At 60.6% G+C, this 25,193-nt stretch carries 23 protein-coding genes; 14 read left to right on the forward strand and 9 right to left on the reverse strand.

Translation table 11 applies throughout. From position 1 onward, the window contains the following. Positions 1–36 precede the first annotated feature (36 nt). Entirely contained in the window at positions 37–942 is a 906-nt protein-coding gene (locus FH08_RS0126010; protein ID WP_031361173.1) for a LysR family transcriptional regulator, read from the reverse strand. A gap of 101 nt (positions 943–1,043) precedes the next feature. Between FH08_RS0126010 and FH08_RS0126015 the strand changes: the two genes are divergently transcribed. From FH08_RS0126015 to FH08_RS0126035, 5 genes are all read left to right on the forward strand, one after another. Then, positions 1,044–3,332 carry an aconitate hydratase gene (locus FH08_RS0126015; RefSeq protein WP_031361174.1) on the forward strand — a complete coding sequence of 763 codons (2,289 nt, stop codon included), beginning with the start codon at positions 1,044–1,046 and terminating at the stop codon, positions 3,330–3,332. A gap of 249 nt (positions 3,333–3,581) precedes the next feature. Then, on the forward strand, positions 3,582–4,352 hold the full coding sequence (tam, locus tag FH08_RS0126020; RefSeq protein ID WP_031361175.1) for a trans-aconitate 2-methyltransferase: 771 nt from the start codon (positions 3,582–3,584) through the stop codon (positions 4,350–4,352). A gap of 161 nt (positions 4,353–4,513) precedes the next feature. Beyond that, positions 4,514–4,963 carry a hypothetical protein gene (locus tag FH08_RS0126025; RefSeq protein ID WP_031361176.1) on the forward strand — a complete coding sequence of 150 codons (450 nt, stop codon included), beginning with the start codon at positions 4,514–4,516 and terminating at the stop codon, positions 4,961–4,963. 76 nt (positions 4,964–5,039) lie between these two features. Further along, positions 5,040–6,074 (forward strand): M14 family zinc carboxypeptidase, encoded by a 1,035-nt coding sequence (locus tag FH08_RS0126030; protein ID WP_031361177.1) that lies wholly within the window; start codon positions 5,040–5,042, stop codon positions 6,072–6,074. Beyond that, complete coding sequence (locus tag FH08_RS0126035; RefSeq protein WP_051888543.1) at positions 6,071–6,886, forward strand: alpha/beta fold hydrolase; 816 nt, start codon at positions 6,071–6,073, stop codon at positions 6,884–6,886. The genes FH08_RS0126030 and FH08_RS0126035 overlap by 4 nt, the downstream gene beginning before the upstream one ends. 79 nt (positions 6,887–6,965) lie before the next feature. On the opposite strand, the gene FH08_RS0126040 is transcribed toward FH08_RS0126035, so the two are convergent. From FH08_RS0126040 to FH08_RS0126050, 3 genes are all read right to left on the reverse strand, one after another. Continuing rightward, positions 6,966–8,483: an amino acid permease gene (locus FH08_RS0126040; protein ID WP_035567171.1), complete on the reverse strand. Its 1,518-nt coding sequence runs from the start codon at positions 8,481–8,483 to the stop codon at positions 6,966–6,968. Positions 8,484–8,660: 177 nt separating this feature from the next. Beyond that, complete coding sequence (locus FH08_RS0126045) at positions 8,661–10,100, reverse strand: gamma-aminobutyraldehyde dehydrogenase (protein ID WP_031361180.1); 1,440 nt, start codon at positions 10,098–10,100, stop codon at positions 8,661–8,663. Positions 10,101–10,479: 379 nt separating this feature from the next. Continuing rightward, positions 10,480–11,397 carry a LysR substrate-binding domain-containing protein gene (locus tag FH08_RS0126050; protein WP_031361181.1) on the reverse strand — a complete coding sequence of 306 codons (918 nt, stop codon included), beginning with the start codon at positions 11,395–11,397 and terminating at the stop codon, positions 10,480–10,482. Between the two features lie 322 nt (positions 11,398–11,719). Here FH08_RS0126050 and FH08_RS0126055 point away from each other — a divergent pair, with 322 nt between their 5' ends. After that, on the forward strand, positions 11,720–12,013 hold the full coding sequence (locus tag FH08_RS0126055; protein ID WP_031361182.1) for a hypothetical protein: 294 nt from the start codon (positions 11,720–11,722) through the stop codon (positions 12,011–12,013). Between the two features lie 39 nt (positions 12,014–12,052). On the opposite strand, the gene FH08_RS0126060 is transcribed toward FH08_RS0126055, so the two are convergent. The 5 genes from FH08_RS0126060 to hpaR form a co-directional block, all read right to left on the reverse strand. After that, on the reverse strand, positions 12,053–13,015 hold the full coding sequence (locus tag FH08_RS0126060; protein WP_051888544.1) for a spore coat U domain-containing protein: 963 nt from the start codon (positions 13,013–13,015) through the stop codon (positions 12,053–12,055). Then, a complete protein-coding gene (locus FH08_RS0126065) occupies positions 13,012–15,303 on the reverse strand; it encodes a fimbria/pilus outer membrane usher protein (protein ID WP_051888546.1) in 2,292 nt (763 codons plus the stop codon). Before FH08_RS0126065 ends, FH08_RS0126060 begins: the two co-directional genes overlap by 4 nt. Positions 15,304–15,479: 176 nt before the next feature. After that, entirely contained in the window at positions 15,480–16,205 is a 726-nt protein-coding gene (locus tag FH08_RS0126070; RefSeq protein WP_031361185.1) for a molecular chaperone, read from the reverse strand. A 17-nt stretch (positions 16,206–16,222) separates the two neighbouring features. Further along, positions 16,223–16,747, reverse strand: a complete 525-nt coding sequence (locus tag FH08_RS0126075; protein ID WP_051888548.1) for a spore coat U domain-containing protein — start codon at positions 16,745–16,747, stop codon at positions 16,223–16,225. 664 nt (positions 16,748–17,411) lie between these two features. Then, the gene (hpaR, locus tag FH08_RS0126080) at positions 17,412–17,807 is read right to left on the reverse strand and encodes a homoprotocatechuate degradation operon regulator HpaR (RefSeq protein WP_035567174.1); all 396 of its coding nucleotides are present in this window, start codon (positions 17,805–17,807) and stop codon (positions 17,412–17,414) included. Between the two features lie 208 nt (positions 17,808–18,015). On the opposite strand from hpaR, the gene FH08_RS0126085 reads away from it, so the two are divergent. The 8 genes from FH08_RS0126085 to FH08_RS0126120 all read left to right on the forward strand — a co-directional run bounded on the left by FH08_RS0126085 (position 18,016) and on the right by FH08_RS0126120 (position 25,126). Continuing rightward, a complete protein-coding gene (locus tag FH08_RS0126085) occupies positions 18,016–18,789 on the forward strand; it encodes a fumarylacetoacetate hydrolase family protein (protein ID WP_031361188.1) in 774 nt (257 codons plus the stop codon). After that, entirely contained in the window at positions 18,786–19,544 is a 759-nt protein-coding gene (locus tag FH08_RS0126090; RefSeq protein WP_031361189.1) for a fumarylacetoacetate hydrolase family protein, read from the forward strand. The genes FH08_RS0126085 and FH08_RS0126090 overlap by 4 nt, the downstream gene beginning before the upstream one ends. Before the next feature lie 20 nt (positions 19,545–19,564). After that, the gene (hpaE, locus tag FH08_RS0126095) at positions 19,565–21,022 is read left to right on the forward strand and encodes a 5-carboxymethyl-2-hydroxymuconate semialdehyde dehydrogenase (protein ID WP_031361190.1); all 1,458 of its coding nucleotides are present in this window, start codon (positions 19,565–19,567) and stop codon (positions 21,020–21,022) included. A 34-nt stretch (positions 21,023–21,056) separates the two neighbouring features. Beyond that, on the forward strand, positions 21,057–21,920 hold the full coding sequence (hpaD, locus tag FH08_RS0126100; RefSeq protein ID WP_031361191.1) for a 3,4-dihydroxyphenylacetate 2,3-dioxygenase: 864 nt from the start codon (positions 21,057–21,059) through the stop codon (positions 21,918–21,920). Between the two features lie 21 nt (positions 21,921–21,941). Beyond that, on the forward strand, positions 21,942–22,340 hold the full coding sequence (locus FH08_RS0126105; protein WP_031361192.1) for a 5-carboxymethyl-2-hydroxymuconate Delta-isomerase: 399 nt from the start codon (positions 21,942–21,944) through the stop codon (positions 22,338–22,340). 22 nt (positions 22,341–22,362) lie between these two features. Beyond that, complete coding sequence (hpaH, locus tag FH08_RS0126110) at positions 22,363–23,166, forward strand: 2-oxo-hept-4-ene-1,7-dioate hydratase (protein ID WP_031361193.1); 804 nt, start codon at positions 22,363–22,365, stop codon at positions 23,164–23,166. 173 nt (positions 23,167–23,339) lie between these two features. Next, on the forward strand, positions 23,340–24,116 hold the full coding sequence (locus FH08_RS0126115) for a class II aldolase/adducin family protein (RefSeq protein WP_035567176.1): 777 nt from the start codon (positions 23,340–23,342) through the stop codon (positions 24,114–24,116). Then, on the forward strand, positions 24,113–25,126 hold the full coding sequence (locus FH08_RS0126120; protein WP_051888550.1) for a 2-dehydropantoate 2-reductase: 1,014 nt from the start codon (positions 24,113–24,115) through the stop codon (positions 25,124–25,126). Before FH08_RS0126115 ends, FH08_RS0126120 begins: the two co-directional genes overlap by 4 nt. Positions 25,127–25,193 lie beyond the last annotated feature (67 nt).

A 25,193-nucleotide genomic window follows, 5' to 3' on the forward strand; every position in this document is an offset into this window, starting at 1 on the left:
GATGTGTATAAGAGACAGCTAGAACCCACCACCCGTTCAACCCCGTCCACCGGCGCGAGCGCCCCTCCCCTTGATCATGTCAAAAAGCGCTTGCGCGGCCGGCGACAGCCGCGCAGTCTTTCGAACCACCAGCACCAGCGCACGTGACACCACCGGATCCACGAGTTCAATCGTGCGGATATTCGGATACGCGCCTTTTTGCACCGCAAGCCGCGGGACCACTGCCGCAGCAATACGCTCGGCCACCAGACCGACCGCGGTCGAACTCCGCTGCACTTCGTAGAACGACTGCAACCCCAGCCCATTAGCGCCCAGCGCCGTATCCAGCAAAGCACGATTGCCGCTGACCTGTCCCGCGAATATCAGCGGATACGGGAGCAATTGCTTCCACGCCACCCGCTTGCGCTTAGCCAACGGATGATCCTCGTGACAGATCAAAACATACTGGTCTTCAAGCAGCGGCATCGTCATGAGTTCAGGATGATGCGCGCCCGCGATATTGATACCAAACTCCGCTTCCCGGCGTAGCACCGCATCGGCCACCGCCGACGACGCGTGATCCAGGATCTTGATCCGGTTATTCGGATACCGCGCCGAATACTCCTGCATGATGCGCGGCAAATACTGAACCCCGACCGTGGGCACGCATGCAATCGATACATCTCCACGCTCGGCCTTACCCGTCTCGCGTATCTCCAGGAGCGCGTCCCCCAACTCCTCCAGCAAACGCCGCGCTTGCGGCAGGAAATCCCGACCGATCAGACTGAGCGCAATAGAACGCGTCGTCCGCTCCACCAGCGTCACGCCAAGAAAGTCTTCTAGCTTGCGCAAGCGCTGCGTAATCGCCGTCTGCGTGACATGCAATGAGTCGGCAGCATTCTGAAAGCTGCCTTTATCGGCGATGGCAACAAAAGCCTGAACGCCAAGGATGTCGATTTTCATAAGAAAAATGAACCAATCGGAATAATAAATTCATTTTACGCAGAGATCGGCAATGCGCAAACTGGCGGCACCCCACACCCCTTCCCGCAGAGGAAACCACCATGTCAGCTCTCGACGACTCCCCCGTTGCAATGGCCACGCGCCTCTATCCCGAGATGGCGCGCAAACTCGAGATCGTACGCCGCCGTCTCGACAAGCCGCTCACGCTCGCCGACAAAGTACTGCTCGGTCATCTCGACAACCCCGACGATCAGGAACTCATTCCCGGCAGCAGCTACCTGAAACTACGCCCCGACCGGGTCGTGTTCCAGGACGTGCTCGGGCAAACCGGCATGCTGCAGTTCATGCAAACGCTGCGCGAACGCGTGGCCGTCCCGACCAGCATCCACTGCGACCACTTGATCCAGGCGCGTGTTGACGGCGCTTCGGACCTGCGGGTATCGGTGCTGGAAAACAGCGAGGTCTACGATTTCCTGCGCAGCGCCGCAGCCAAATACGGCGCGGGCTTCTGGGAACCGGGCGCCGGCATCATCCACCAGGTTGTTCTGGAAAACTACGCATTCCCGGGCGCGTTGATCATCGGCACTGATTCGCACACGCCGAATGCGGGAGGACTGGGCGCGTGCGCGGTGGGTGTCGGCGGCGCGGATGCCGTAGAGACCATCGCCGGCTTGCCGTGGGAAGTGCTTTATCCAAAGCATATTGCCGTATACCTGACCGGCGCCTTGAACGGCTGGACCGCGCCCAAGGACGTCATCCTCAACGTGGCAGGCCAGCTCACGGTGTCCGGCGCGACCAACGCGATCGTCGAATACATCGGCCCTGGCGCGCGCACCATCAGCGCAACTGGCAAGGCCACCATCACCAACATGGGCGCGGAACTCGGCGCAACAACGTCCATGTTCCCGGCCGATGAACACATGCTCACGTACCTGAACGCAACGGGCCGTGGCGACCTCGCGCCGTTGATCAGGCAATACACGTCTGCTTTGTTCGAACCGGATGCAGCCGTGGAAGCCAACCCGGAGCGCTACTACGATCGCGTGATCCGCATCGACCTGTCTGCGCTGGAACCGTACATTGTCGGACCACATTCGCCCGATCGTGCACGACCGCTCTCGCAACTCGCGGGCGAACTTAAAAGCGCTGGCAACACGATTCCCGAAGCCATTTCCGCCGCGCTCATCGGCAGCTGCACGAACTCGTCTTACGAGGACATGAGCCGCGCCGCCGATGTCGCCGCGCAAGCTCGCGCGCATGGGTTGAAGGCAGTCGTCCCGTTCCTCGTGACACCGGGTTCGGAACAGGTCCGAGCGACGATTGCACGCGATGGTCAGCTCGACGAACTCGAAGCGCTCGGCGGCACTGTGCTCGCAAACGCGTGTGGTCCTTGCATCGGCCAGTGGCATCGCGACCCGCGCGTGACGGCTACGCCGAATGCCATCGTCACGTCATATAACCGTAACTTTCCGCGCCGCAATGACGGCTCGCCGGCAACCATGAACCTGATCGCCAGTCCGGAAATAGTGACGGCGCTCGCGCTGGCAGGCCGGCTGTCGTTCAATCCGGCCACGGACTCGCTCACCGGCGCGGACGGCAAGCCGTTCATGCTCACGGCGCCAAAGCCCGCGCCCGAAGTACCACCGACCCGCTTCGCGCCCGGTCGCACGACCTACGTCGCGCCGCCCGCGGACGGTCGCGATATCACGCTGAGCGTCGACCCGGCCAGCGAGCGCATCCAGTTGATGAAGCCGTGGGCAGCATGGGATGGGCGTGATTTCACCGGCATGCCGGTCGTGCTGAAAACCCGCGGCAAGACGACGACCGACCACATCTCGCCCGCCGGTCCATGGCTGCGCTTTCGTGGACATCTGGATAAATTCAGCGACAACCTGCTCAACGGGGCGACCAACGCTTATACGGGCGAAATCGGCAAGACGACGAATGTAATCACGGGCGAAAGTGGTCTCACGCCTGCGCAAGCGGCCCGTCAATATCGGGCGGCAGCGCAACCATGGGTGGTGATCGGTGATGCGAATTACGGCGAAGGCAGCAGCCGCGAGCATGCAGCGTTGTCACCACGGCTTCTGGGTGGTGCAGCGGTAGTCGCCCGCAGCTTCGCGCGCATTCATGAGTCGAACCTGAAGAAGCAAGGTCTGCTTGCACTGACATTCGTCGATTCAGATGACTACGACCGGATCCTGGCCGATGACCGGATCGACTTAGTCGGGCTTGACCGTCTGGCACCGGCAGAACCGGTCGAGTGCCGTATCAACCACGCGGATGGACGCCGTGAAACCGTGTGGCTCAAGCACTCGTATAGCGCCCCTCAGTTGCAGTGGTTCCGCGCAGGGTCCGCACTGAACGTTCTGCATGAGTCGGCAGCGTAGTACGGAGTGCTTGCTTTCAGAATGTAAGCCGCAGCGCCTGGAGCGTGACCCGCCCGAATACGCGCGGCAGCTTGCAATCCTCACAACCGGCAACGCATGCTCACCAGGTCAGAACCTGCGACCGGTTGCACTCATGCTGTACCTTAGTCGCATCGCGTAGAAGCTTGAACATTCACGCCTGCGGTTTCCGGCCTATAAAACCCGTCAAAACCGCATTGCGCTGTCATTCATCTATTGAGGCCTTACACAATGAGCTGGTCTGCCAAGCAGTATGTAACCTTTGAAAACGAGCGTAATCGTCCCATACACGATCTGCTCGCTGCCGTTCCGGACATCGACGCGCGCACGGTCGTGGACATAGGATGTGGTCCCGGCAATTCCACCGAAGCGCTCATGGCGCGCTTTCCCACCGCTATAGCGAGCGGATTCGATAGCTCGCCGGACATGATCGAAGCAGCCCGCAAGCGGCTGCCGCAAGTTCACTTCGAGATAGCCGATATCAAGACATGGAACGCCCCCGGCCCGTTCGATGTGATCCTCGCCAACGCGGTGTTCCAGTGGTTGCCCGATCACGCCAGCCTGTTTCCCGCACTCGTCGCAAAGCTTTCACCTGGCGGCAGTCTCGCGGTTCAGATGCCGGACAACCTGGAAGAGCCGGCGCATCGGCTGATGCGTGAAGTCGCGGCCGACGGCCCTTGGGCGAGCAAACTGTCCGAGGTCACGAAAGCCCGGACACCGATGGCCAGTCCAGCATGGTATTTCGAACTGCTTCGCTCCTGCGGCGCGAAGCCCGATGTCTGGCGGACTACTTACCATCATGCACTGGCGGGTGGCGCGGACGCGGTCGTCGAGTGGTTCAAGGGAAGTGGTCTGCGGCCGTTTCTGGAACCGCTTACTGAAGATGAACGACTGGCGTTCCTGGAGCGTTATAAGACAGCGGTTGCGCTGGCTTATCCTGCGTTCCCGGACGGAACGGTGCTGCTGCCCTTTCCACGACTGTTCGTGATCGCCGTCCGCTAAGGCCGGCACTGAAGTTGACGCTTGGGTCGCACTGGCAAATCACGTACCCCACCGGCGCGAACCCAGCCAAACCGCATATAGAACCGCCCCTCGAAAACCCTCGCGCGGGCTGTCTCAAAAAGCGTATATACTGTTTATACCTTTACTCATTTGGAGACTCCATGCCCGGACCCGCTACGAAGGCCCCTAGCAAGAAGGCTTTTCATTTCCCCAAGACTGCGGAAACGGCTGCTGCCGAGCCGGCAGTAAGCAAACGCAAGGCAATCGCCAAAGCAGCGGTCGAGGCGGCAAAGGAAAGCGAAGGCAAGGCAGTCCAGGTGCCTGCTAAATCGAAGGCTAAAGCGGCGCCCGTCGAGTCCGTCGCCGCCGAAGAGAAAGTCAAACGGCCGAAAAAAGAGAAGGTCGTCCGTGACAGCTTTACGATGCCCAAGTCCGATTACGACAAAATCGGCCTGCTGAAGCAAAAATGCCTCGCCAATGGCGTGCACGTCAAAAAAGGCGAGCTCTTGCGGGCAGGTTTGCTCATACTTGAGCGCGCTAACATAGAGCAACTCACTGCGGCTGTCGCCGCTGTAGAGACAGTCAAAACAGGAAGGCCAGGCAAGTCCTGAGCTACCCCAAGCATCTTTTAGGCGGCCAATAGTGTTTCCGGCCGCCTGAAGACGCATCGAAAAACAGGCCGCGGGTATGAGACCATTAAGCATAGCCTCCGCAAGCTTTGCGGAGTTCGATGACCTCAATGCCATCCTGGCGGCCGGTTGCGCGCGCTTCGAATCACGCACGGTGGGCGAAGTACGCGCCGGCGGACACTCCTTCCCCATTCTTACCGCGGCGATCGGATCGAACGATCCCAAAGCGCCCGCCATTGGCTTTTTTGGCGGCGTGCACGGCCTGGAGCGCATTGGTACACAGCTGATCCTCGATTACATGCGCGCGCTGCTGCGGCGTCTCGAATGGGACGAACTGCTGCACGAACAATTGCGCTCGATACGCCTGGTTTTCATGCCCATCGTGAATCCGGGTGGCATGTGGGCACAGACCCGCTCGAATCCGAACGGCGTCGACCTGATGCGCAATGCCCCTCAAAGCGCTGAAGGACGCGTCCCCTTCCTTGCGGGCGGCCAGCGTATTGGTTCGTGGTTGCCCTGGTATCGCGGTCCGCTCCAGGGTTCTCTGGAACTCGAGAGCGCTGCCTTGCTCGATGTCGTGAAGCAGGAGTTGATGACACGCCCGCTGAGCCTTGCACTTGACTGTCATTCAGGTTACGGCTGGGGCGACAGCATCTGGTTCCCCTATGCGCGAACCAAACAGCAAATGCCCCATCTCCCCGAGATGTACCAGCTCAAGACCATGTTCGAACAGGCGTATCCGCATCACGGTTATGCGTTTGAACCGCAAAGCCATCAATACCTGCTTCACGGCGACCTCTGGGACTGCGCGTATGACCAGACACCCGCGCCCAACGTGTTCCTGCCGATGACGCTGGAACTGGGCTCCTGGCGCTGGATCAGGAAAAACCCCAGCCAGATTTTTTCCCGCCTCGGTATGTTCAACCCGGTCAAGGCGCATCGGGTTGAACGGGTCTTGCGCCGTCACGCCAACTTCCTGGACTTCCTGACCCGCGCGGCGTTTGCATCGAATAGATGGCTCCCCAAGGGCGACGTAAGAAAACAGATCCTCGAGCGCGCCATGGAACACTGGCAGCGCAAATCCTCACAATGAGCACGTGGATCTTGTTGCGCGGACTCACGCGCGAGGGTCGCCACTGGGGATCGTTTCCCGAACAACTGCGCGTTGAGATGGATTTCAACGGCAGTGCAAACAACATTGCGATGCTCGATCTGCCCGGGAACGGCCGCGAGAATGCGCTGAGCGCCCCGCTCAACGTGGCGGACATGGTGAAGTTCGTCCGCTCGCGTGCGGCCGAGTCTGGGCTGTTGCCGCCGTATCGGCTGGTTGCCATGTCGCTGGGCGGCATGGTCGCGACCAGCTGGGCGCAGCGCTATCCGGACGAGGTCGAACGGCTGGTGCTGATCAACACCAGCATGCGGCCGTACAGCGCCATGAACGAGCGTCTTCGACCCGAAATTTGGCCTGCTCTCATGCGCGTCGCTGCTGCATGGGCGGATGCCTTGAAGTGCGAAACGATCATCCACGACCTGACGTGCAACCGGCTGGACACCCAGTCCGCCGACATCGCCGCTTGGGCTGCGATCAGGCAAAGTGCCGGAGTGAGCGCGGCGAACGGTCTGCGCCAGCTGTGGGCGGCAGCGCGCTTTCGCGCCGACAAGCACGCGCCCGCTTGCCCTACGCTGCTGCTTTCATCGAGGGCGGACCGGTTGGTCGATCCGGTCTGCTCCACGCGCATAGCGGCCCAATGGGGTACTGCGCATGCAATGCATGTGTGGGCCGGCCACGACCTGCCTCACGACGATCCCGTCTGGACGAGCAAGGCGATTGCCGACTGGCTGCGCACCCGGCAAGAACACGCGGACGAACCGCCTGTTGCGTTCGATGGACGCTCGGTCCTCTAGTCGAACCGGGCCCGGCACGCGCGGATCAACGGCTTCCCTTGCCCGCACCGTCAATCAAACTCGTTAATCAGCATGCCTATCAAGTATTGACAACGTCGGCTTCCGCCTTCATCTCGTTCTTGACCTCTGGCGGTCCTGCGAACCGCGTCCTCACGCCAAGGCCATACCAGAACACGGCCATGATCGCGATAAGCAACAAGCTGATGTAGAGCACCTTCTCGTTCGGCGGCTGAATCCCGACATAAACAAGCACCGCCCCGCCGAGCACCGCCAGCATCGCAATGGGCTTCGACCACACGCCCAGGTTGAACGGCCCCTTGCGCACCCATGTCTTGCCTTCAGCGTTCAACCCGGCTGCAACCGGCATCACATAAGAGACGTATAAGAACACCGCGCTGCCCGTCGAGAGCACCGCGAACGCATCGCCGTATAACGTTGCTCCAATCGCCAGGATTGCCGACACCCAGATCGCGGCGCCCGGCGTGCGATGAGTATTGTTGACCTTCTTGAGCCAGGTCGATGCAGGCAGTCCACCGTCGCGCGCGAACGCATACATCATCCGTGAACATGACGTGAGGCAAGCGAGACCGCACAAATAGTTCGACAGGAAGATACCGATGCCCAGCGACACGCGCAGCCACGCCGGCAGCGTGCTGAGCAGCGCATTGAAGAACCCGCCGCCCTGCTTCACGCCTTCCTTGATGTCCGGCATCACGAGCAGGAATGCGCAGACCATGATGTAGCCGAACAACGCCGACCAGAGCACCGCCCGCAGCATGCCCCTCGGCACGTTGCGCGCGGCATCGTGGGTTTCCTCCGAGGTGTGAGCGGAGGCATCGAAACCGGTGATGGTGTAGATGGTCAGCAAAAGACCCGACAGGAACGCCGCCAGCATGCCTTGCTTGGGCCACGCGCCGCCGTCGAAACCAGTGAAGTTGCTGAAGTCGATCAGCCGCCCGAAGTCGAACGGCGTCTTCGAAAACCCGAGCAGTGCCAGCGTCAAAAGCAGTGCGATCGCGAAGATCAAATAGCCCGAGAGATCGGTCAGGATCGTCGTGATCCGGATACCGCTATGGTTGAGCCACGCCTGAGTCAGCGTCACCGCAGCGATGAACGCGGTCTGGTGCCAGAACGTGAGCGAGTCGGGATTGATGCCGAACAGCGGCGCGATCAGCGTCTTGAAGAACGGATCGTAGACGCCGAAATTCACCGATGCCACCACGAAGATCAACCCGAGCAGGTTGAACCATGCAGTCGCCCAGCCCCAGCCCTTGTTGCCAAGAATTGAGCTCCAGTGATACAGGCCACCGGCAGTCGGATAAGACGACGCGATCTGCGCCATTGAAGCCGCAACGACCATCGCAAAGAGCGCGCCGACCGGCCAGCCGATACCGATAGACGCACCGCCCGCCGCGCTCAATGCCTGCGGAAACGCGGTAATGCCCCCGGCCAGAATACAAATGATCGAGAACGATATGGCGAAGTTCGAGAAGCCGCTCATGCGGCGCGCAAGTTCCTGGGTATAACCCATGCTCTTGAGTTGCCGGGCGTCGTGGTCCAGCGCGGCGGGCGCGTCGGGCAGATTGACTGGTTCCATGTGTTTCCTCTTGCTCGGTTTGACTTCAAAGGGTTGAAGAACGGCGAAGGGACAGCTAAGGGACAAGAAGGCCGGCTAGCAACTGGGCTAAGAACGGGACCGGCTGGAACGCAAGAAAACAACCATCTTCCACAAGCGGATCGCTGCGAGCCTTCGGCGAGCCTTTAAGCAGGTTCGCTACTCGAACTTCGCCATCACATGGCGCGCGCAGGTGTAGTCCTCGAGCGCGTACATCGACATGTCCTTGCCATAACCTGAGCGCTTCATGCCGCCATGCGGCATTTCGCTCACGAGCATGAAATGAGTGTTGATCCAGGTGCAGCCGTAGTGCAGCTCGGCAGCTACCTTGAACGCGCGGCTTACGTCGCCCGTCCATACGGAACTCGCGAGCCCGAAGTCGGAGTCGTTGGCCCATGCAATAGCCTGGGCCGTATCGTCGAAGCGGGTGACGGACACCACCGGCCCGAACACCTCGCGCCGCACGATCTCGTCGGTCTGCAGCGCGCCCGCGATCACGGTCGGCTCGTAGAAAAATCCACGCGATGCGCCTGCCTTGCCGCCTGCGGTGACTTCAATATGACCTTGGCTCGCCGCCCGCTCCACGAAGCTCGCCACGCGGCTTCTCTGGCGCTCGGAGATCAGCGGCCCCATCTCCACGCCGTCCATATGCTGCTCACCTACGCGGATCGTGCTCACCGCGTTGGAGAGGTCGGCCACCAGCTTCTCGTAGATCTTCGGGCCCGCATACACGCGGCACGCGGCCGTGCAGTCCTGTCCCGCGTTGTAGTAGCCGAACGTGCGCAGGCCTGCGACGACCTGCTCCAGATCGGCGTCGTCGAATACGATCACCGGCGCCTTGCCGCCCAGTTCCAGATGCGTGCGCTTGACCGTGCGCGACGCCGCTTCAAGAATCTTCTGCCCTGTCGATACATCGCCGGTAATTGAAATCATGCGCACGTCAGGCTGCGCGATCAGCGGTGCGCCGACCGTGTCGCCGCGCCCGGTCACGACGTTGATCACCCCGGGCGGGAAGATCGCGGCCACGAGTTCAGCAAGCTTGAGTGTGGTGAGCGGCGTCTGTTCAGACGGCTTGAGGACAACCGTGTTACCCGCCGCCACCGCCGGCGCGATCTTCCACGCGGCCATCATCAACGGATAGTTCCAGGGTGCGATCGATGCCACCACACCCAGCGGATCGCGCCGCACCATGCTCGTGTAGCCCGGCAAATATTCACCCGCAAGCTGTCCATGTTGCGTGCGGCAAGCACCCGCAAAAAAGCGGAACACGTCCGCCACCGCGGGGATCTCGTCGTTAAGCGCACCGAGATAAGGCTTGCCGCAATTGAGCGACTCGAGCCGCGCGAATTCGGTTGCCCGTGCCTCGATGGCATCGGCGAGTTTGAGCAGCAGGTTCGCGCGATCCTTCGGCACGGTCTTCGCCCACGCGGGAAACGCACGGCTCGCAGCGGCGACGGCCGCCTGAACCTGATCCAGCGATGCTTCGGCTATCCGCACGATGATGTCGCCCGTCGCGGGGTTCAGGACGTCCTCCACATTCCCCGCGCCGGAGACGAATTCGCCGCCGATCAGAAGGCTGGTTTGCAGGGTCTGTTCCATATGTCTGTCTCTCTCTTGTTGGAAGAAGAACGCCGCGCCTTCACTGCTGCGATGTTCAAGCGTGCTCTGCGGGAACTACGAGGCATTCACGGATTTTAGGGTTGCGTTTTATTTGGCCGCCAGCCTGCATCACAGATAGGAGCTATCGACGATTCCGAACGGGAGGCGTATTCACTCGGTTTTAAGGCGTACTGCTGCTGGAGCGGCTAAAGGGAAACAAGCAGGATGCAGCGGTCCTGGAGCCACTATTGCCATCGGTCACTACCGGCGAGCCGCGCCTAGGGGTCTATGGCGCCCAAACGGACCGCGCAGAATCAGGCTCTCCGTATACCACTGAGGTCTCCACAAAACAGAACGCAGCCATCGTGATATCGGAAATTCAGATAGAAATTTTGGCATGCCCGCGCGTATGTTCACGCGCGACGACAAGAAAGTTCTGGGCTGTCTCCGACTGCGTGAGCCCGCGGCGCCATGCAATGCCAATATCGATCTTCGGCATTTCTTCCATGATGTTGCGCACCTCGAGCCGGTCACCATCGAGCGACCACGGGCGGTAAAGAACATCAGGGAGAATAGACAAACCCGCACCCGTGGCAACAAGACTGCGCACCGCCTCCACGGATGCCGTACGCATCACCACGTTCGGCTTGAACCCGGATGCACGCCAGTAAGTATTGGTGTTGTCCTCGAGCTCATCGACCTTGAGCATGATCATCGCTTCGTCGGCAATTTCACGCAGGGAGATGCTGCCGAGCCCGCGCAATGCATGATTAGCCGGTAGCCATAAACGCCAGGCGGCCGTGATCAGCGACTCGGTTTCAATCGCCTGCGTGTTCTCTATGTTCGACACGATCAGCACGGCCACGTCGAGTTCACCATTGACCAGCAGATGTTCTATGTAGTCGCGCTGGTCCTCGATCACGTTGACCTCTACCTTCGGGAACACACGGCGAAAGTGATCGAGCAGGTACGGCAGGAAGTAGCCCGTCATCATGGTCGTGACGCCAATGTTCAACCGCCCGGTCATGGTGTCCGGTCGCGACGACATGGCCTGCTGCGCATTGCGCACCGCAGCGAGGATCTGATGCGCATGGCGCAGGAACTGGTGCCCCGCATGCGTGAGGACCATGCCGCGGGCGTGGCGCACGAAGAGCTGCGCGCCGACTTCAGTCTCGAGTCCCTTGATGGCGTCGGTGATGACCGATTGCGAGATGTTGAGCGACTGGGTCGCGCCCGTCACCGATTCGGCTTCAGCGACAGCGATGAAATAGCGAACGCTTCTGAGTGACAGGCTCATGGAACTCCGGCGTCGGATCAATAGGTTGACGGGTGGTCAAGCCGCGACTATAGCTGAGCCGATAAAACCACGGTCTTTCGATACTTATCTCTGCGTGCTGCAAGTTCAGGAACGAGAGAGACGTCTGGTTCCACAGCTTAAAGCGAAGTCAAACGGTCGCCGCGACCATTCGGGGAAGGCTTATTCCGCGGACTGTCGCTAAAGTCTCGCGCCCAGGTGCCGATAGCATTAGAGAGCGGTTCAGGAGGGTGAATTCGGGCACCTTCCGGCATGCCGCAACCAGGACATTTACGCACCAACGACATCATCACTCCACTTCCCTATGTGGCAAAAAAATAAAATATTCGCGCTCACCGCCATCATGCTGGGCGTGTTTGCATCGGATGTCTCGCCCACGGAACTGACTACGCTATCGGTCAGCCTGCTGGTGCAGGAAAGCTGTGTGATCCAGTCGGGCACCGAGGCCGCGGTCGTCGCAAAGCCCAGCGTATCGTGCCTGCATGGCCAGCCTTATGACATCACGTTCGTCACTCTCGATCCCGTCCAACCCGCATCTACGGAACAGTCCGCCACTCGCGTCAGCAAGCAATCCAAAGTGTGGATGGTGGACTTCTAGGTATCCGTTCGAGCAAGCCTTGGCTACCGCCATGCGGTTTCAAAAGCTGATCGTGGCGGTAATCGTGTCCGTATAAATGCCCGGCGCGGGCGTGGTTTGCGCGGGCACCTCGCCATACACTGTCAGCACTTGCGAATTACCGGTGCCCGTGCCGGTCGCCTGAGTAGTGCCGCCGGTTCCGTCGCCCCAAGTCGTGGTCAACCCTGAATCGACATAGAGTTGGTAGTTGACCGCACCGCCTCCCCCCGAGCGCGTCATTTGCCGCGCCGCCACATTGGCGGTCGTGCCGCCGTTCAGCGCAATCTGATACGCGTCGCCATTGGTACATTGCGCGGTGATCGAAGCGGTCGCCTTCAGCGCGCTGCTCAGCAAGCCGGTGGCCCCGAAATTGAGGTTCGTCGCGCTGATGTTGCAGTTGTTCACCACCGTGGCGGTTGCACTGAATGGAAAGGTGCCTTCTGAAGCGGTCAGCGACGCGCAGGTCGGTGCTCCCAGCAGATAAAACCCTGCATTGATCGACGTCTGGCTGCCGCCAAAAGTCTGGTTGTACAGCGTGCTGGCGTTGCCAATAGTCGGCACCGTCGGCTGGTTCGCAGTGATCTGTCCGTAGATCGGCACGGCCTGGGTCACGCTCGTGCCAAGTGCAGGCTTGACCAGCGTGAGCGATATCGGCGTGGTGCCGGAGTAGATCGACCCCCATGCCAGCGAGTGCCCGGCGTCCTGATACAAGTCGTACTGCAACAGGTTGGTACCGTTCGTCAGCGAGCGCGGACTGGTGCCGCCCAGGTTCAGGCACACCTGAGCGTTCGGTACCAGCGTGATAGCGGGCCACGTGCACGTCACACTAACGCTGCCGGTCGTAGCGACAGCAGCGCCGCTGATCGGACTTACCGAACCGAAACTGATCGCCGATGCAACCGCCGTGCAACTCTGCGCGCTCGCACGCTCCGGCACACCCAGCGCCAAAGCCACGACTAACATCAGAAAGACGATCCGTCTCATCGCACTTTCACGGCAGTTGGACGACAGGTCAACGGGCCGATTGTCGGCAGCGAGCCATCGCCCGGCCGCTCGAAGGCGAACTCCACTTTGCAGTACAGCGAACCACTTTCGATAACTAAATGATTGTCGGGCTGCAGACCCTCGACGAAGGTGAGCCCGTCGTAGCCGACGATCGTATCCTTGCCGCTTTCCTCGTGATGAACCGCCGCCCCCGCTGGCAACAACTTGCCGTCGGGTCCCTGCAGGATCACCGAAGCAGCGCTATAACGCGTGACCCCGAAACGCGCCAGCACGCCCGACTGCGCCTGCGGCACGAGCTGCAGCGAGGTCGTGTCAATGCGCGCATCGGCGGGCAACTTCATGCCGTCGATACCCACCTGGTTGTCCTGATACGCGTTGAGGTCGGGCACGAGAAAATGGCCGCCGCGATCGGTCACGCCGATCACGCGGTTTTCATGCAGCACGGGAATCCCGGCCACGCCATCGGTCGACACCAGCGCGAAGCCGTCGTAGATGCGCCGCGACGGCTGCACGCTGCCGTCCATGAGCACCACGGTGCCGGTGACATCGAGCGACGCGGTGCCCTGCCCGTTGATATCCTGCCCGACGACCGTGACCTCGCCGCCCTTGCCGAGATACTGCACCTGGGCCTGACGATACGGCGCGGAGCCCGCGTCGCCGGCCTGCACGCCCCAACCCCAGCCGCCGTCGTAATCGGGCGGACGGGTGGCGTTGACGTTGTAGTTCGACTGCCCGTTCTGCCTGCCAACGTTTGCGTTGACGGACGTGTTGTTGCCGAGGCCGAAGCTCACGCTCAGGAACACACCGCGCGAATCGTGCTGCTTGAAGTCCTTGTAGGCGCTGAAATTCAGCGACGCCAGGTTGCCGAAGTTCACCGTGTACGACGCCGAGCCGATCTGCGACGGTTGCGCCTGTGGAAACTTGAAGCCGATATAGCTCACCGAGAAGGTCTGACTGGCAAAGAGCGGCAGCGCCAGCGTCACGCGATCGGTCGCGCTCGGGACGGGCGTACCGTCGCGGGCGGCGAGGTCTCCATAGTTGCCGAACGCGCGAATGGTCTGGGCATCGATGGAAAAATGCGGTTCGACCAGTTCATAACCCAGGCTTGCCTGCGTGCCGGCCAGACGCCCCGCGCTGGCCGACAGCGAGCCATTGACCACACCCGCCATGCCAAGCCGCACCAGCGCCCCGCCACCGGCGTTGTAGACCCCGCTGGTGGCCTCCGTGTGTGCCTCGACCGTCAGCAGGTCATTGACGCCGTATCGAGCCGATCCGCTGAGCGCCGGGCGCGGATCGTAGTCGAACGAATCCAGTCCGTATGAACGGCGCAGGAAACCCGCCTCGAACGAATAGCTGGATAGTCCGGGGGCAAGCAGGCGCGTATCCACATACAGCGGCAGCGACGTTGCGACCGAGCGGCCCAGCGCGTCGCGCGTAATGACGGTGGCCTGGCCGCCCCCGGTAATGCCCGGCACATTGTTGACGATGAACGGCCCGCTCGGCACGTTGCCGCTGTACTGCCGGACACTGTTGATATAAAGGTCCACCGACGAAGGCACCACCGCCGACCCCGCGAACGCGGGCACGGGGAACGTCACCAGGTCCGGGCGCAACGCGAAATTGCTGCGCCACTGGAAGCCGCCGATTCGCACCGAGCGCGACCACGCGAGCGACGAAGAAATGGTGTCGCCGAACTGCGTGGTATTCAATGCAACGGGGTCGGACATGCTCCACGATGTGTCGTAACGCGTATAACGGCGATCGTTACGATACAAGTACATGATGCCGGTATTGCTGAATACACCGGTGGGATCGAAGTAGCGCTCCTCGCTCCAGATCGCGAGCTGCGAGTCCGTGTTGCTTTGCGCGTACGCGTCGTAGTTGATCAGCAACCCGCGCGACGAAGTCGCCGGAGGCGTCTTGACCTGTGCTCGGGTATCGAAGGTATAGGGCTTGCGGATGGTGTCCGGAACCTGCAAGGACACCGTCTGGCGCGCAGCGTCGTAGGTGTAGTGAAGTCCGGGAATGGAGTCCAGTTGCACGTCGGCCGCGTCCGCAATGCCGAGCCGGTCCACGGCAAGCCCGAGGTTGCCCAGGTCTTTGCCGGTCGCGGCAAGGCGCCCGTTCAGCTCACGAAACTGTGCGATCACCGAGGTACGCTGGCCGTTGAGTTCCACTTCGAGGTACACATCATGTGGCAGGTTTGCGCTCGCGGGCGGAGGAAGCGGCGGCGCTTGTGCGTACACCGCTGGTGCGTACACCTGCATGCAGGCAAGGACGGCGATTATCCCCGTGGCGGCTAGCGCGATGCGGAGGCCGTACAGATGACGTGTTGACCGTCGTCGGATTCTCATCGATTGAATTGGGACGCATCATGTCAACGTCCGGCACCGCGCAGGCAGGCAGCGACGTACGTAGTCACGAAGCGATGAAATCATGCCGCCTAGCCCGGCTGCCCAACCGTGACGACAGCTTCGGCCGGCAGCGAGTTGACCGCGGCCCGCACCTTCACGGAGCCGCTCATGTCGGCGTCGGCCGGCAACGGCACGGTCCACAGGCGCGTACGCCCGGCCAGCGCATAGCCGAGCAATCCCTTGTTGATCTCATAGACCTTGCCCGCGCTGTCCACCAGTTGAACGGCGGCGATCTGCGCACGCCTCCGGCCAGCGTTGTCGACACGCAGGACCCAGCCCTGGCCGTCACGATCGAGGTGCCAGGAAAGCACCGGTTGCGCCGCCTTGCCGGCCGGTTCCACGAACACCGGCACGGAATAACGCAGGCGGATCATCACGCCGCTGGTAGGCGCGGTATTCGGCGCAGGCAGTTCGTCGATAAGGATCCGGTAGCTCTGCTCGGCCGCGACCGGAGCCGGCGTCGTGCGCACCAGCCGGACGAGTTGATCGGCCTGTGCGGCGATCTGGATCAACGGCGGGCTCGCGACCAGCTCCTGCGTTGGCGTCAGCGTTTCATCGCGGTTCGACTGGTCCCAGCGATACACCCTCACCTGACCATAGAGCGGTCGGTCGCCCGGGTTCCGGAGCGTGATACCGGTCGCGCTTTCGCTCGACTGGAGATCTACCATCACGGGAGAGATTTGCAGCGTCGCCGCCTGTGCGCTCAGCGTTACCACGCACAGCAGAAACGCAAGCAGCTTCGAGCGCCTGACCATGAGACTGCCGGTGGCGATCAAAAATAAACCGTTGCAGTGACGGTGGTTTGGTAGAGATCCGGTTTCGGCGTGGCCTGCGCGGGCACCTGGCCATAAACCGTGAGCGACTGCGAGGACCCGGTGCCCGTTCCAGCCACGGTATTCGTGCCTTGGGTGGTGCCCCATACCGTGGTGTGCCCGGCGTCCTGATACAACTGGAAGCCTACGGTGGTGCCGGTGTTTCCCGTGGCCGTACCGGCCAGCAACCGGGCGGTAACGCTCGAACTCGCCACATTGCCGCCGTCGAGTCCGACGTTGTACGGCGTAGTGTTCGTGCAGGTGACCGCGAGCGTAGTTTGCTGGTTGATCGCGGTGGCCAGCACGCCATTCGTTCCGAAGCTCAGCGGTGTGGCCGAGATCGTGCAATTCGCCTGCAATGTGAGCGTGACGTTAAACGTGGTGGTGTTGGTGCCGTTTGAATAAACAGCGGCGTTTGCGACAGGCATGACCTGCGCAGAAAGCAGGACGCCGGTGAGCGCGGACAAAATAAGTCTTGGCTTCATCGTGTGAACCCTCTCTTTATATAACGGGTCTGAATAACGTGCAGCGCGGTTCTCTCGGTTCGAAACATACTACCTTTGGAATTCCGGATTATCAAATAAAATAATACGAAAGGGTGTTTCACCTTATAGCGATCTGCCGGGGGACGGTGTAAATGCCGAACGGTGGATTGGTTGCATCAGCATGTTTTAACGCTTCTTAACAAATTCAAATGCGGCGGCCGGATTTCGGATGGGATGCGATATATCACATGCCAATCGGTCGATATGACGGGAAGCGGCTTGAAACACGGGCTTTTGCAGGCGTTACATTCACCCGGTCATAACGCGAAAAATCAAGTTGTTGCAGGCCAGCATATTTCTGGAAAATGTCCACGCCGGCATTAAACGCTTAACCAGGTTACAAAAAAATGCACATTTTCAATTTAAAGTGATTTAGACCCTCTCTCCGTTGCCTGGAAACCCGCGATATTGCACCTCGCCGGGAAGGTTGCGGAAGATCGAATTGTTCGGTAATAGCATGTACCTCGCCATTGTCCGCTCGATTTAGTGCCGGGCCGCTCAAAAAAGGGCGCGATTAAATGACAAGCGCGCTGAAAGCTTTCAAACGACAGGCGCAATGCGGGAATCAACAAATCCCGGCATGCAAACTCGCTGGTTATACGGGTTATTCAAGACCCGCCAGCAAATCGTCAATCGCGCTGTACACGCGCGCGACCACTTCCGGCCCTACCGTGCGCTCCAGCTCCCGATATCGCGCCTCGAGATCCTTCGAGATCACGCGGACAAGACAAACGCTTTTCTTCGTCAATGACACCAGAATCCTGCGCTGGTCATCGGCGAAACGCTCCTTCGTAATGAGCTCCAGGGCCTCCATTCGCGCCAGCACGCCCGCCATGCTCGGGCTGGAGATGGTGCAGATGTCGGAGATCTGCCGTGGCTCCATTGGGCCGTTTTCAGTAAGCGCGCGAATCACGCGCCATTGTTGTTCAGTCAGCCCGTTCGCCGTGAGCAGCGGCCGGAACCGTTCCATCATCTTTTCTCGTGCGCGCAGCAACAGCATCGGCAGGTTTCGATGAAGCTTTCGGGTAGTGGCTTTTGCGGACATGGCGACGGATAAAAGTACGAGCGGCCGGGCTAGGGAAGCACCCAGGAAGCACCTAGGAAACGCCTAGGGAAAACCCAGGAACACACGGGAATTTATTGACCCCCAATCATATCAAGCAGCACAATACTCACATGTTAGTGTTTTATCCGAGAGAACAGGGACTATGTTTGCACTTGCTGACTACCTGATCCATATAGAGGGTGAGCCGCTGCCGCGCGACGTCGACGCCCAACAGGTTCTCGCCATGCTATCGCCGAATGCAAGGTGCCGCGCACCGGTCACGGGCGCAGTCTATGGAACCTTGCTCAACGACCGCGCCGCCCTGCTCGCCCTCGGCGATACCATGCACACTGCGCCGTATAAAAGGCCGCCGAACTCACCGGTCCTCTATCTCAAACCCCGCAATACGCTCGCGGGGCATCGTGCGCGTGTCGAGATCCCGAACGATGCAGCGGGCGTTGAAGTGGGTGCGTCGCTCGGCATCGTGATCGGACGCACGGCGACCCACGTGGGGATCGACCATGCGTTTGACTACGTGGCCGGTTACACCGTCGTGGCCGACATCAGCGTGCCGCATGCAAGCGTCTACCGGCCGTCGGTACGTTTTCGCGCACGCGACAAATTCTGCGTGATCGGCCCTACGGTAGTCGCGCGGCATTACGTTGCGGACCCCGACAACCTGACAATCACAGTGAAGATAGCGGGCCAACCCTCGTTCGTTGCCAGCACGGCGTCCTCAGTGCGCAGCGTCGCGAAGCTCATTACCGATGTGACCGAGTTCATGACGCTGAGCGCCGGCGATGTGCTCACGCTAGGCGTACCGCACGGCTCACCGGTGGCGCACGCGGGCGATGAAGCCACGCTTTCCATCGGATCGTGGGCACCTTTGTGCGTGTCATTCATCGGCGATGACACATGCGATGGAGGACAGCCATGAAGCGCGGACGCGTGGCGTACGCAGGTGCAATCCACGAGGCCTACCCTGATGGCGATGGAGTTCGCCTGGCTGACGGACGCGTCAGGCAAGAGCACGAGGTCGTCTGGCTGCCGCCGATCGAACCCGGCACGATCTTCGCCCTGGGCCTTAACTACGCCGAACATGCGAAGGAACTGCAGTTTTCCAGCCAGGAAGAGCCGCTCGTTTTTCTCAAAGGGCCGGGGTCGGTCATCGGCCATCGCGGGGTGACACGCCGTCCCGCCAACGTCGCTTTCATGCACTACGAATGCGAGCTTGCGGTAGTGATCGGGCGCGCAGCAAAGAGCGTCCGGCGCGAAGCAGCGTTCGATTACGTTGCCGGTTATACGATCGCCAATGACTACGCGATTCGCGACTACCTCGAGAACTACTATCGCCCTAACCTTCGCGTAAAAAATCGCGATGGGGGAACGGTGCTGGGACCCTGGTTCGTCGATGCCAAGGATGTCGCCGATGTCGCCCAACTGGAATTGCGCACCACCGTCAACGGCACGCTGCAGCAGCGGGGCAACACGCGCGATCTGGTCACCGGCATACCAGCGCTGATCGAATATCTGAGCAGCTTCATGACGCTCGCACCCGGCGACATCATCCTCACCGGGACACCCGAGGGTGTAGTGAACGTCAATGCGGGCGACGAAGTCGTGTGCGAGATTGAAGGTCTCGGCCGGCTTCTCAATGTCATCGCGTCTGACGCCGACTTCGGGCGCGTTTGACCGACCAGGGGAACACCATCATGCGAATCGAGCATCTGATCAACGGCCGGCCGCACGCCGCGCGCGACTATTTCGACACGGTGAATCCCGCGAACCAGGAGATCCTGGCTGAGGTCGCACGAGGCACGCCTGAAGAAATCGATTCAGCCGTTCGCGCCGCGAAAGAAGCCTTTCCTGCATGGGCCGGCAAGCCTGCGGCTGAGCGCGCAAAACTGATCGCGAGACTCGGCGAATTGATCACGAAGAACGTGCCGGAAATCTCTGCGACGGAAACAAATGACACGGGCCAGACGATCTCGCAAACCCGCAAACAACTGGTTCCGCGCGCGGCTGACAACTTCAGTTACTTCGCCGAAATGTGCACGCGAGTCGACGGCCACACGTATCCGACCAGTTCGCACCTGAACTACACGTTGTTCCATCCCGTAGGCGTCTGTGCGCTGATTTCGCCCTGGAACGTGCCGTTCATGACCGCTACATGGAAGGTGGCGCCGTGCCTCGCGTTCGGCAACACGGCCGTGCTCAAGATGAGCGAACTGTCGCCGCTGACGGCATCGATGCTCGGCAACCTTGCGCTGGAAGCCGGTATTCCCGGAGGCGTTTTGAACGTGGTACACGGGTTCGGAAAGGAGACAGGTGAGCCGCTTGTGGCCCATCCCGACGTGCGTGCGGTCTCCTTTACCGGCTCGACGGCAACGGGAAACCGGATCGTTCAAACCGCCGGCCTGAAGAAGTTTTCGATGGAACTCGGCGGCAAGTCACCGTTCGTTATTTTCGACGATGCCGACTTCGAACGCGCGCTGGACGCCGCTGTCTTCATGATCTTTTCCAACAACGGCGAGCGCTGCACGGCCGGGTCGCGGATCCTGGTGCAGCGCTCTATCTACGCCATGTTTGCCGAACGTTTTATAGAGCGCGCGAAGCGGCTTGTGGTTGGCAACCCGCTTGACGAAAACACGGTCATTGGTCCGATGATCAGTCAGGCCCATCTCGCCAAGGTCCGTAGCTACATAGAACTGGGGCCCAAGGAAGGCGCCACGCTTGCGTGCGGCGGGCTGGAAACACCCGATCTGCCGGCGTCGCTGAGAAAAGGCAATTATGTCTCGCCCACCGTGTTCGTGGACGTCGACAACCGCATGCGGATCGCGCAAGAGGAAATCTTCGGCCCGGTCGCCTGCCTGATTCCCTTCGACGACGAAGCCCACGCCATTCAACTCGCGAACGATATCTCGTACGGGCTATCGAGTTATATCTGGACCGAAAACACGGGCCGCGCACACCGCGTGGCGGCAGCAGTTGAAGCGGGCATGTGTTTCGTCAACAGCCAGAACGTGCGCGATCTGCGGCAGCCGTTTGGAGGCACCAAGGCCTCGGGCGTGGGGCGTGAAGGCGGAACGTGGAGCTACGACGTTTTTCTCGAACCGAAGAATATCTGCGTGTCGCTTGGATCGCATCACATCCCGCGCTGGGGTCTTTAGCCCGGCGCTCGCGCCATCAAAATAGGAGGCCGCGATGGGCAAGCTCGCGCTGGCGGCAAAAGTCACGCACGTGCCGTCGATGTATTTGTCTGAACTCGACGGTCCGCATAAAGGATGCCGTCAGAGCGCTATCGACGGGCATCATGAGATTGGCAGGCGTTGCCGTGAACTGGAGGTCGACACCATCGTGGTATTCGACGTCCACTGGCTCGTGAACAGCGAATATCACATCAACTGCAATTCTCGCTTCGAAGGCGTGTACACCAGCAACGAACTGCCCCACTTCATCAAGAACATGCCCTACGCCTACCCCGGCAACACGAGCCTCGGCCATCTCATTGCGGAGGTGGCCAACGGAATGGGTGTCAAGAGCCGGGCCCATAGCGACACCACGCTCGAGCTCGAGTACGGCACGCTGGTCCCCATGCGCTATATGAACGCTGACCAGCATTTCAAGACCGTCTCCGTTGCGGGCTGGTGCATGTGGCACGACCTCGCAACCAGCGCGCGTTTCGGCCTTGCAGTGCGCCGGGCCATAGAGGAACGCTACGACGGGACCGTCGCCATCCTCGCGAGCGGATCGCTTAGCCACCACTTCGCAAACAACGGCACAGCCGAGCAATTCATGCACAAGGTCTGGAGCCCGTTTCTCGAGCAAATGGACCGCAAGGTAGTCGAGTTGTGGGAACGTGGCGACTGGGCGACGTTCTGCGAAATGCTGCCGCTCTACAACGAAAAATGCTGGGGCGAAGGCGGCATGCATGACACCGCCATGCTATTGGGCGCGCTGGGCTGGGACCGTTATGAAGGCACGGCCGAGGTCGTGACGCCCTATTTCGGCAGTTCGGGAACCGGCCAGATCAACGCCATTTTCCCGGTTACGCCGCTGCCCGTGTGAATGAGCGATGAGGAGATAACCATGCCCCACCTGACACTCGAATACAGCGCCAACCTTGCCGCTGAAGGACACATCGGTGAGCTGTGCAACAAGCTGGCTCACTGCCTGGACGCCCAGCGCGATGGCGAGCAACGGGTTTTCCCGCTCGGCGGTATCCGCGTGCGCGCGCTGCGGTGCCACGAATACTGTGTCGCCGACGGCCGGCCCGACGCCGCCTTTTTGCACGCCAACCTCAAGATCGCCATGGGACGGTCTCCGCAAGTTCGACAGGCTGCGGGTGACGCCCTCTTCAACGTCATCAAGGAACATTTCGCCGATGAGTTCGCGACAATCGGCTTGGCGCTGTCGATGGAGATCAACGAGTTCAGCGAAACGGGCACATGGAAACACAATAATCTCCACGCTCGCCTCAAGACTTGAGCGGCTAACTCGGATGACGGCCATGCTAGACCAGAAGACCATTTACGATCTTGCGTTGCAGCTCGATAACGCTGAAAAGACCCGGACCCAGTTGCGCCATTTTTCCCGTTCTTATCCGGAGATGACCGTTGACGACGGCTACGCGATCCAGAGCGAATGGCTCAAACTCAAGCTTGCGGAAGGACAGGTCGTCAAGGGCCGCAAGATAGGGCTCACGTCACGCGCCATGCAGCGTGCATCACAGATCGACGAACCCGACTACGCCCCGCTGATGGACAGCATGTTCATCGAAAGCGGGCAGGACATTCGCGCCGACAGATTCATCGCTCCGCGCGTCGAGGTCGAACTCGCGTTCATATTGAACAAGCCGCTGAGGGGCCCTGGTGTCACGCTATTCGATGTGCTCGATGCGACCGCTTATGTGTCGCCTGCGCTCGAGATCATCGATGCACGGATCGAGCAGTTCGATCGAGAAACCAATGCGCCGCGCAAGGTCTATGACACCATCTCGGACTTCGCGGCGAATGCAGCCATTGTCTTGGGCGGCCGACCCGTGCGCCCGCTCGACGTGGATTTGCGCTGGGTCGGCGCGTTGCTCTACAAGAATGGCGCGATAGAAGAAAGCGGTCTGGCAGCCGCCGTGCTGAATCATCCGGCAACCGGTGTTGCGTGGCTTGCCAACAAGATCGCTCCATACGATGAGTCGCTGCGCGCAGGCGACGTGATTCTCGCCGGCTCGTTCACCGCACCCGTCAAGGCCTTTGCGGGCGACACGTTCCATGTGGACTATGGCGCGCTGGGCGCGATCGGTATGCGTTTTGTTTAGACGGCACTGCCTTATGAATCCAGCCATGTTGTACGCTTCGAACTTGACGGTCGGTCAGCGCTAATGCAAGCCACTTATGCAAGCCACTTATGCACATCGATCAGTCCACAAGCGCAGAATAAGCAAATCCTGAACTTGACTGCACCTGCTTCGGCAGTCTGAGGAGACACACCGTGACCGCTTCCGAACGTAACACGCCGCCCGCGCCCGCCTGGTGTTCGCCTGACGAATGGCAGGCCCGACTCTCGCTCGCCGCAACGTATCGCGTGTTTCATATGCTCGGCTGGACCGAGCTGATCTTCAATCACATTACGTTGCGTGTACCCGGACCGGAAAAGCACTTCCTGATCAACCCTTTCGGACTGGCTTACGACGAAGTCACCGCATCCAATCTCATCAGGATAGACTTAAGCGGGAGAATCCTGAGTCCGTCGGATTACCCGGTCAATCCTGCGGGTTTCGTCATTCACAGCGCCATTCACGAGCATGTGGAAGACGCACATTGCGTCATGCATACTCATACAACCGCGGGGCTTTCGGTTGCGTGCATGGAGGATGGTTTGTCGTACACGAACTTCTACTCCGCCCAGTTGCACAACATGGTTGCGTACCATCCGTTCGAGGGCATCACGGTCCATGACGAAGAGAAGTCCAGGCTGCTAAGCTCCATGGGCAACAAGCGCCTGCTGATCCTTCGCAACCACGGGCTGCTCGCGCATGGAACCACGCTTGCTCACGCGTTCGCGTTGCTCTGGACCCTGAACCGCGCGTGCGAGATTCAAGTTGTCACGCATTCCATGCGCGGAAATACGCTGCCCATCAGCGATGAAATCGTGAAGGGCACGACGCGGGATTCGCTACAGTTTTCGCCTGCGCATGGCGCTGGGGAGAATGTCCTTGCCGCACTTATTCGACGCGTCGATCGCATCGACACTTCGTACAGGGGATAGATTTGAATCAACAAGCCATCAAAATCACCGTGGTTGGCGGGGGCGCCATTGGCGGTATCGTCGCGGCTCGCCTGGCGCGTGCCGGCGTTGCAGTGAACCTCCTGGCGCGCGGGCCGCATCTTGACGCCATACAACGCAATGGCCTGAGCGTCGTGGAGGGCGAGGACCAGTATGTCGCCACTATCAACGCGACCGATCAGCCCGGCACGCTCGGTGCGCAGGACTTGCTGTTCATCTGCCTGAAAGGACCGGCGCTGATACAGGCAGCCCAATCTCTGGCGCCTCTGGTGAACGCAGGCACGCATATTGTCTCGGTCATGAATGGCGTGCCCTGGTGGTTTCTCAACGCGTTTGGCGGACGTCTTGAAGGGCAACGGCTCGAATCGGTCGATCCGGAAGGCGTTGTATCGTCTGCGCTGCCGCCGTCGCAAGTCTCCGGCTGCGTCGTGCATCTTTCCTCGTCAATAGCCGCGCCTGGCGTGATCAAAAAGGGCAATGGCAACCAGCTTATTGTCGGACCCGCCGCTGCGGGTGTCGCCGATCAGGCGGCGCGCGCTATCGAATTGCTCCGCCTCGCTCAATTCGACGTAACGGCATCGAGCCAGATTCGCAGCGATATCTGGGCCAAGCTGTGGGGCAACATGACCATGAATCCCATCAGCGCGATCACCCGTTCGACCGCCGACGTGATTCTCGATGACCCGCTGACGGCGCAGCTTGTCGTCTCGATCATGGAAGAGGCACGGCGCATAGGCGAAGAGATCGGGATTGAACTGAACATGACTGCCCAGGCGCGCAACGCGCAAACCCGCAAGCTCGGCGCGTTCAAGACGTCGATGCTCCAGGACGTGGAAGCAGGCCGTCAACTGGAGATAGAAGCCATCCTGGGTGCGCCTCATGAGCTGGCGGTGAAGGCTGGAATCCCGGTGCCGTTTCTTAGCGTGCTGTATGGGCTTGCCGGGCAGTTGAACGCCAATCTGGCGGGCCATGCCAGCGCACCGGCGCGCTAGGCAAGGACCCTTCAGGTCAGCGCCAGTGCGTAAGATGAATGCAGTGCGTTCGCGAGGATGCGCCTTC

The sequence above is a fragment of the Caballeronia sordidicola genome, from assembly GCF_000729995.1.
In the GTDB taxonomy this organism is placed as follows: domain Bacteria; phylum Pseudomonadota; class Gammaproteobacteria; order Burkholderiales; family Burkholderiaceae; genus Caballeronia; species Caballeronia sordidicola_A.

What these genes read in the sequence shown, in the direction of transcription:
- hpaD (WP_031361191.1), top strand. Translation starts at nt 21,057, where the DNA reads ATGGGCAAGCTCGCGCTGGCGGCAAAAGTCACGCACGTGCCGTCGATG.
- FH08_RS0126065 (WP_051888546.1), bottom strand. Translation starts at nt 15,303, where the DNA reads ATGCAGGTGTACGCACCAGCGGTGTACGCACAAGCGCCGCCGCTTCCT.
- hpaR (WP_035567174.1), bottom strand. Translation starts at nt 17,807, where the DNA reads ATGCTGTTGCTGCGCGCACGAGAAAAGATGATGGAACGGTTCCGGCCG.
- hpaH (WP_031361193.1), top strand. Translation starts at nt 22,363, where the DNA reads ATGCTAGACCAGAAGACCATTTACGATCTTGCGTTGCAGCTCGATAAC.
- FH08_RS0126010 (WP_031361173.1), bottom strand. Translation starts at nt 942, where the DNA reads ATGAAAATCGACATCCTTGGCGTTCAGGCTTTTGTTGCCATCGCCGAT.
- FH08_RS0126050 (WP_031361181.1), bottom strand. Translation starts at nt 11,397, where the DNA reads ATGAGCCTGTCACTCAGAAGCGTTCGCTATTTCATCGCTGTCGCTGAA.
- hpaE (WP_031361190.1), top strand. Translation starts at nt 19,565, where the DNA reads ATGCGAATCGAGCATCTGATCAACGGCCGGCCGCACGCCGCGCGCGAC.
- FH08_RS0126015 (WP_031361174.1), top strand. Translation starts at nt 1,044, where the DNA reads ATGTCAGCTCTCGACGACTCCCCCGTTGCAATGGCCACGCGCCTCTAT.
- FH08_RS0126105 (WP_031361192.1), top strand. Translation starts at nt 21,942, where the DNA reads ATGCCCCACCTGACACTCGAATACAGCGCCAACCTTGCCGCTGAAGGA.
- FH08_RS0126035 (WP_051888543.1), top strand. Translation starts at nt 6,071, where the DNA reads ATGAGCACGTGGATCTTGTTGCGCGGACTCACGCGCGAGGGTCGCCAC.
- FH08_RS0126030 (WP_031361177.1), top strand. Translation starts at nt 5,040, where the DNA reads ATGAGACCATTAAGCATAGCCTCCGCAAGCTTTGCGGAGTTCGATGAC.
- FH08_RS0126025 (WP_031361176.1), top strand. Translation starts at nt 4,514, where the DNA reads ATGCCCGGACCCGCTACGAAGGCCCCTAGCAAGAAGGCTTTTCATTTC.
- FH08_RS0126075 (WP_051888548.1), bottom strand. Translation starts at nt 16,747, where the DNA reads ATGAAGCCAAGACTTATTTTGTCCGCGCTCACCGGCGTCCTGCTTTCT.
- FH08_RS0126055 (WP_031361182.1), top strand. Translation starts at nt 11,720, where the DNA reads ATGTGGCAAAAAAATAAAATATTCGCGCTCACCGCCATCATGCTGGGC.
- FH08_RS0126060 (WP_051888544.1), bottom strand. Translation starts at nt 13,015, where the DNA reads ATGAGACGGATCGTCTTTCTGATGTTAGTCGTGGCTTTGGCGCTGGGT.
- FH08_RS0126090 (WP_031361189.1), top strand. Translation starts at nt 18,786, where the DNA reads ATGAAGCGCGGACGCGTGGCGTACGCAGGTGCAATCCACGAGGCCTAC.
- FH08_RS0126085 (WP_031361188.1), top strand. Translation starts at nt 18,016, where the DNA reads ATGTTTGCACTTGCTGACTACCTGATCCATATAGAGGGTGAGCCGCTG.
- tam (WP_031361175.1), top strand. Translation starts at nt 3,582, where the DNA reads ATGAGCTGGTCTGCCAAGCAGTATGTAACCTTTGAAAACGAGCGTAAT.
- FH08_RS0126045 (WP_031361180.1), bottom strand. Translation starts at nt 10,100, where the DNA reads ATGGAACAGACCCTGCAAACCAGCCTTCTGATCGGCGGCGAATTCGTC.
- FH08_RS0126070 (WP_031361185.1), bottom strand. Translation starts at nt 16,205, where the DNA reads ATGGTCAGGCGCTCGAAGCTGCTTGCGTTTCTGCTGTGCGTGGTAACG.
- FH08_RS0126040 (WP_035567171.1), bottom strand. Translation starts at nt 8,483, where the DNA reads ATGGAACCAGTCAATCTGCCCGACGCGCCCGCCGCGCTGGACCACGAC.